Genomic DNA, 5539 nt, shown 5'->3' on the forward strand with positions numbered 1-5539 from the left:
ACCACCCGGGACCACCAACAAGGTAACGGGCGCCCCGTCAATCTGACGGGGCGCCCCCACAACGTCGTTGGAAACGCTGTTCAGCCGCGCAGCGTGGCGAGCTCCTCGACGAGCTGGGGCACGACCTCGGTGACGTCGCCGACGACGCCGAAGTCGGCCATCTCGAAGATCGGGGCCTCGGAGTCGTCGCAGATGGCGACGACGGTGCCGGCTCCCTGAATACCGCTGGTGTGGTGGACGGCGCCGGAGACGCCGAGCCCGATGTACAGGCGCGGGGAGACGGTCTCACCGGTCTGGCCGATCTGGGCGCTGCGCTCGATCCAGCCCTCGTCACAGGCCACGCGGGTGGCGCCGACGGCGGCGTTGAGCGGCTCGGCCAGGGATCGGACCAGGTCGAAGTCGCCGTCCACGCCGCGGCCGCCCACGACGACGGTGCGAGCCTCACTCAGGACCGGGCCGGAGGCGACGGAGGTGGCCTCGCGCGAGACGAGGCGTACTGCGGCGGCCTCGGCGCTGACGGGCACCTCGAGGGGCTCGGCGGTCAGCGGCGCACCGTCGGCAGCGGTGACCTCGACGATCCCGGGGCGCACGGCGATGATCGGGGCGCTGCCGGCCGAGCCCACGGAGGCGGTGGTGGACCAGGAACCCGACAGGGCCAGCTTAGAGGCGCGCAGCACGGAGTCGTCTCCCGCACCGGCCGCCTCCAGGGCGGTGGCGTCGCAGACGCAGGCCGAGCCGAGCAGGACAGCGGCCCGCCCGGCCAGCTCCTTACCGCGGTAGTCGGACACGACGAGGACCGCGGCGGGTGCCACGGCGCTCACGGCCGCCACGACGGCGTCGGCCGCGGTGGCGGGCAGGTGGGCGGACTCGCCCAGGTCGGCGGTCAGCAGGCGGGTGGCTCCCGCGCCGGACAGGATCGCAGAGGCCGGCTCGCCCAGAGGCTGGAGACTCAGGGCGACAACGTCACCGCTGGTCAGGGCTCGGGCGGCGGTGAGCAGCTCCAGGCTGGGGCCGGTGGGGGCGGAACCAGCCTCGGAGGTCTCAAGGTCGACGAGAACGAGGATGGGGGCGTCGAGCATGGTATTCAGCTTCTTTCGCAGGTGGTGTAGGACGATGGGGCAACGAGGTGTGCGCCGGCACCCCTGCTGAGGGGCACGGGCGGGCGCTGCGCCTCACCGTCAGACGAGCTTGTTCTCCACGAGCCAGGCGGCGAGCTCGCGGCCCGCCTCCCCGGCGTCGGTACGGATGATGCCGGCCTCGCGGGTGGGCCGGGCCTCGTCGTCGACGACCTTCACGGCCGGGTCGTCGACCTGAAGGCCGAGCTCGGAGGCATCCCAGAAGTCGATGGGCTTCTTCTTCGCGGCGCGCATGGCGGCGAAGTTGGGGTAGCGGGGCTCGTTGGCCTGGTCGGTGACGCTGACCAGGGCGGGCAGCGGGGCACTGACGACCTCGCGGACGGTACCCACGGTGCGGGTGATGGTTACGACGCCGCCGTCGACCTCGAGCCGGTTGGCCAGGGTCAGGGCGGGCAGGCGCAGGGCGGCCGCCAGCGCGCCGGGCAGCATCGAGGTCAGGGAGTCCAGGGAGGCCATGCCGGTGACGACCAGGTCCACCTCACCGATGTGCTCGATGGCGGCGGCCAGGGCCCGGGCGGTTGTGACGACGTCAGCTCCGGCCAGGGCGTCGTCGGCGACGACGACTCCGGAATCGGCCCCCATCTGGAGGGCTCGGCGCACCCCGTCCTCGGCGTCCTCAGGTCCCATGGTCAGAGCGATGACCTCACCGTCGGCATCCTCGGCCAGACAGACGGCGGCCTCAACGGCGTTCTCATCGAGCTCGTTGAGGACATCCTCCTCGCCTCGCACGAGCCGGCCGTCCTCGATACGGCGCTCGGACTGCACGTCGGGAACGTGCTTGATGCAGACCACGATTCTCATGGGCTCAAGGTTGCCATAACAGCAGCATCTCGCCACTGAGCGCTGAGTCACCCTGACACGGTGTCAGCGAACCGGTTACGGCGACAACATGATGGCGGGTGTTGACGATGCCATCGCGCTGTGGCGCCTAAACGCGACGCGGCACACTCGCACGAGTGAGACCTCACTGCCCCTCAAGTGGTGGCCATCAGCGGGTGCCAGGACAATGGGCCCATGCCTTCGACGCCTGAGCCCTCTCCAGCACCGCGCGCCGAGCTGCCATCAGCTCCTGACCACGGGCTGGGCGTCACTCTCAGCGGTGACGGCGCGGACTTCGCGGTCCACGCCCCCCACGCCACAGCCATGGACCTGTGCCTGCTGACCATGGGAGACGACGGCACCGTGGCGGAGGAGACCCGGATCGGGATGCACGGGCCCTTGCGGGGCGCCTGGAGCGCCCACGTCCCCGGCGTCGGCGCCGGACAGCGTTACGGCTACCGCGCCTACGGGCCGTGGAACCCGCACGAGGGGCTGCTCTACAACCCCCGCAAGCTGCTGCTGGACCCCTACGCCCGCGCTCTGGACGGACAGGTGGACCTGGGCCCGTCCGTCTACGCCCACGAGGTCACCGACAACCTGGTCCCAGCGGCAGAGCCGTGGCGACCCTCCCACCTGGACTCGGCCGGTCACACGGTCGTCGGCGTGGTCACCGGTGACACCTTCCCGGTGGTGTCGGGCCCGCGCGTGCCCCGCGAACGCACCATCATCTACGAGGCCCACGTCAAGGGCCTGACCTACCAGCTGCCGGGCGTGCCCGAGGAGCTGCGCGGCACCTACGCGGGCCTGGCGCACTCGGTGACGGTCGAGCACCTCAAGGGCCTGGGGGTCACCACGATCGAGCTGCTGCCGATCCACGCCTCGGTGACCGAGCCTTTCCTGACCAAGCGGGACCTGACCAACTACTGGGGCTACTCCACGCTGAGCTACTTCGCGCCCGAACCCTCCTACGCCACGGCCGCGGCGCGCGCCGCCGGCCCGCAGGCCGTCCTGGACGAGGTGCGCGGCATGGTCTCCATGCTCCATGAGGCGGGCCTGGAGGTCGTGCTCGACGTCGTCTACAACCACACCTGCGAGGGCGGCGTCGATGGCCCGTCGTTGAGCCTGCGAGGTCTGGACAACCTGGACTACTACCTGCACGCCCCCTACCTGCCGGCGCAGTACATGGATGTCACCGGCACGGGCAACACGGTGGACTTCCGGGCCACGGGTGCAATCCGGATGACCTTGGACTCGTTGCGCTACTGGGTCACCGAGGTCGGCGTGGACGGCTTCCGCTTCGACCTGGCGACCACGCTGGGGCGTCACGCCGCGGAGTTCTCCTCGCGCCACCCACTGCTGACGGCGATCGCCACCGACCCTGTGCTCAGTACCGTCAAGCTCATCAGCGAGCCGTGGGACGTGGGCCCCGGCGGCTGGCGCACCGGTCAGTTCCCCGAGCCCTTCCAGGACTGGAACGACCACTTCCGCGACACCACCCGCTCCTTCTGGCTGCACGACGCCTCGGAGATCTCCAAGGGCCGCCTGGGCTCGGACCTGCGAGACCTGGCCACGCGCCTGTCGGGCAGCGCGGACCTGTTCAGCCACGGAGAGTTCCCCGGGGGGCGCGGTCCTCTGGGCTCGGTGAACTTCGTCGCCGCGCACGACGGCTTCACCCTGCGCGACCTGGTGGTCTACGACCACAAGCACAACCTGGCCAACAAGGAGGACAACCGCGACGGCACCTCCAACAACCGTTCCTGGAACCACGGTTTCGAGGGGGATGTCGTCGAGGGCATCAACGGTGGGCCGATCGAGGTGCTGCGCCGCCGGTCCATGCGCAACCTGCTGGCCACGGTGCTGCTGAGCGCCGGCACGCCCATGCTGCTGGGCGGCGACGAGATGGGCCGTACCCAGCAGGGCAACAACAACTGCTACTGCCAGGACTCGGTGCTGTCCTGGGTGGACTGGAACCTGGAGGTCTGGCAGCGCGACCTGGTCGCCACGACTCGCTTCCTCATCCACCTGCGCCAGACCCACCCGGTGGTGCGTCCTTCGCGCTTCGCCACCGGGCAGGTCCTTGAGAGCGACACGATCCCGGACCTGGCCTGGTACCGGGGTGACGCCGCACCGATGGACGGGGAGTCCTGGCACGATCCACACACGCGCGTAGTTCAGATGCTGCGCTCGGGCCAGCCCTGGAACGACGACGACATGCTCGTGGTCATCAATGGCGCCCTGGATCAGGTCGACGTCGTCCTCCCCGAGGGGCGCGGCACCGACTGGCACCTGGCCTGGGACTCGACCTGGGCGGTCCCTCAGCCCCACACAGCCCCCTTCTCCCAGGCGCGTCGCGTCAGCCGCAGCCCTCAGGACACGGAGGCGGACGTCATTGTTGAGACTGACGGCGCGGGCGAGGTGAAGGATGTCAAGACCGTTCCCGGCGGTCCTGCCGGGCACACCCCCGAGAGTCTCACGAACTGCCACCAGGACCGTCCCGGAGACACCACGATGCTGGAGCCGCTGTCACTGCGGGTCTACTTCTCCGGTGAGCCCTTGGAGAGCCTGGCGACGGGCACCCAGGAGGACTGATTCGGTACCTTTCCGCAGGTGGAGACGGCGCTACCTAACGCGATCAGGCTGCGGCGACATCCACTCCGGACCACCCCGGCTCACGCTAAATCCCACGGATGACAGTCAGATTCTGCGGCCGTGTATCTCGGTGAGTGCAACTCTGCGCTCATGCGTTTCCAAGAACGCTCTCGCCGATCTCAGTGGCGACATACACCAGCATCCTGCCATCGGGTTCATCCATTGAAACCAGCCTTTCTTGCATGATCATGTGAACACCCTCAGGATCATGAGGTAGAGGAACTGGGTCACGAGAATTAGGATCACCCAACCATATCTCGATCATTCCACCATTGAATTGTCTCGCGAGAATCTCAACTGTTCTAGCGACGGCAAAGTCCTCACTCAGACCCTCCAGTTTTTTACAGCGTTGAAGGCTTCAGGTCCACTGGTCTCCGCCTCCGACCCCATGAACAGTATTTCAGCTTCCGTTGAATCCATCACACAAGATATATCCTTTTCACCAGAAATCGACCACCACGAGAGAGTACAACAAACAATTATTCGACCCACCATCTCGACGACGTTAAAGACGTCTCTCGTTTCTATTGGATCAGACCAACCTCTCCCCCGTCTTATCCAGCCCCCTGCCCTGAGATAGTCTTGTAACTGCGATTGACACCCATCTCAGTCTCGACTATAACTTCGCCTTCGGAGGTAATGTCGCACACCAGTATACGACCATCACAGCAGACGCCATAGTTGTGGAAATAAAAAATCAAGTTACCCTTATCAACACACTAGCTCGCGACAGCAGAATCCACTCCGAAGTTGCGACTAACGCACCGAAATCACGACCTCCTTAAGTTAGCTTGAATCTCATTCAAGACACAAGGTTTGTGTTGGTAACGTCGTTGCCGATGTATCCGTCTTCTTCACCGTTGCTGACGGGAGTGGTGAAGATAGCCCCGTCGTCTTATGCTGGCTTCCAGCCGAATTGGTCTCGGAGGGTGAAT

At 66.7% G+C, this 5539-nt stretch carries 3 protein-coding genes; 1 reads left to right on the forward strand and 2 read right to left on the reverse strand.

Translation table 11 applies throughout. The features are described 5' to 3' along the window. Positions 1 to 80: 80 nt before the first annotated feature. Together HMPREF9056_RS03495 and HMPREF9056_RS03500 are read right to left on the reverse strand one after the other, a co-directional pair. The gene (locus tag HMPREF9056_RS03495; protein ID WP_009402831.1) at positions 81 to 1079 is read right to left on the reverse strand and encodes an electron transfer flavoprotein subunit alpha/FixB family protein; all 999 of its coding nucleotides are present in this window, start codon (positions 1077 to 1079) and stop codon (positions 81 to 83) included. Between the two features lie 99 nt (positions 1080 to 1178). Continuing rightward, entirely contained in the window at positions 1179 to 1937 is a 759-nt protein-coding gene (locus HMPREF9056_RS03500; RefSeq protein ID WP_009402833.1) for an electron transfer flavoprotein subunit beta/FixA family protein, read from the reverse strand. A gap of 213 nt (positions 1938 to 2150) precedes the next feature. Between HMPREF9056_RS03500 and glgX the strand changes: the two genes are divergently transcribed. Next, complete coding sequence (gene glgX / locus HMPREF9056_RS03505) at positions 2151 to 4544, forward strand: glycogen debranching protein GlgX (protein WP_034513646.1); 2394 nt, start codon at positions 2151 to 2153, stop codon at positions 4542 to 4544. The last annotated feature ends 995 nt before the right edge of the window (positions 4545 to 5539 follow it).

The sequence above is a fragment of the Actinomyces sp. oral taxon 170 str. F0386 genome (assembly GCF_000195595.1).
Lineage (GTDB): Bacteria > Actinomycetota > Actinomycetes > Actinomycetales > Actinomycetaceae > Actinomyces.

Bases quoted from the DNA above. Each gene is read 5' to 3' on its own strand.
- HMPREF9056_RS03495 (WP_009402831.1), bottom strand. From the start codon at position 1,079: ATGCTCGACGCCCCCATCCTCGTTCTCGTCGACCTTGAGACCTCCGAG.
- HMPREF9056_RS03500 (WP_009402833.1), bottom strand. From the start codon at position 1,937: ATGAGAATCGTGGTCTGCATCAAGCACGTTCCCGACGTGCAGTCCGAG.
- glgX (WP_034513646.1), top strand. From the start codon at position 2,151: ATGCCTTCGACGCCTGAGCCCTCTCCAGCACCGCGCGCCGAGCTGCCA.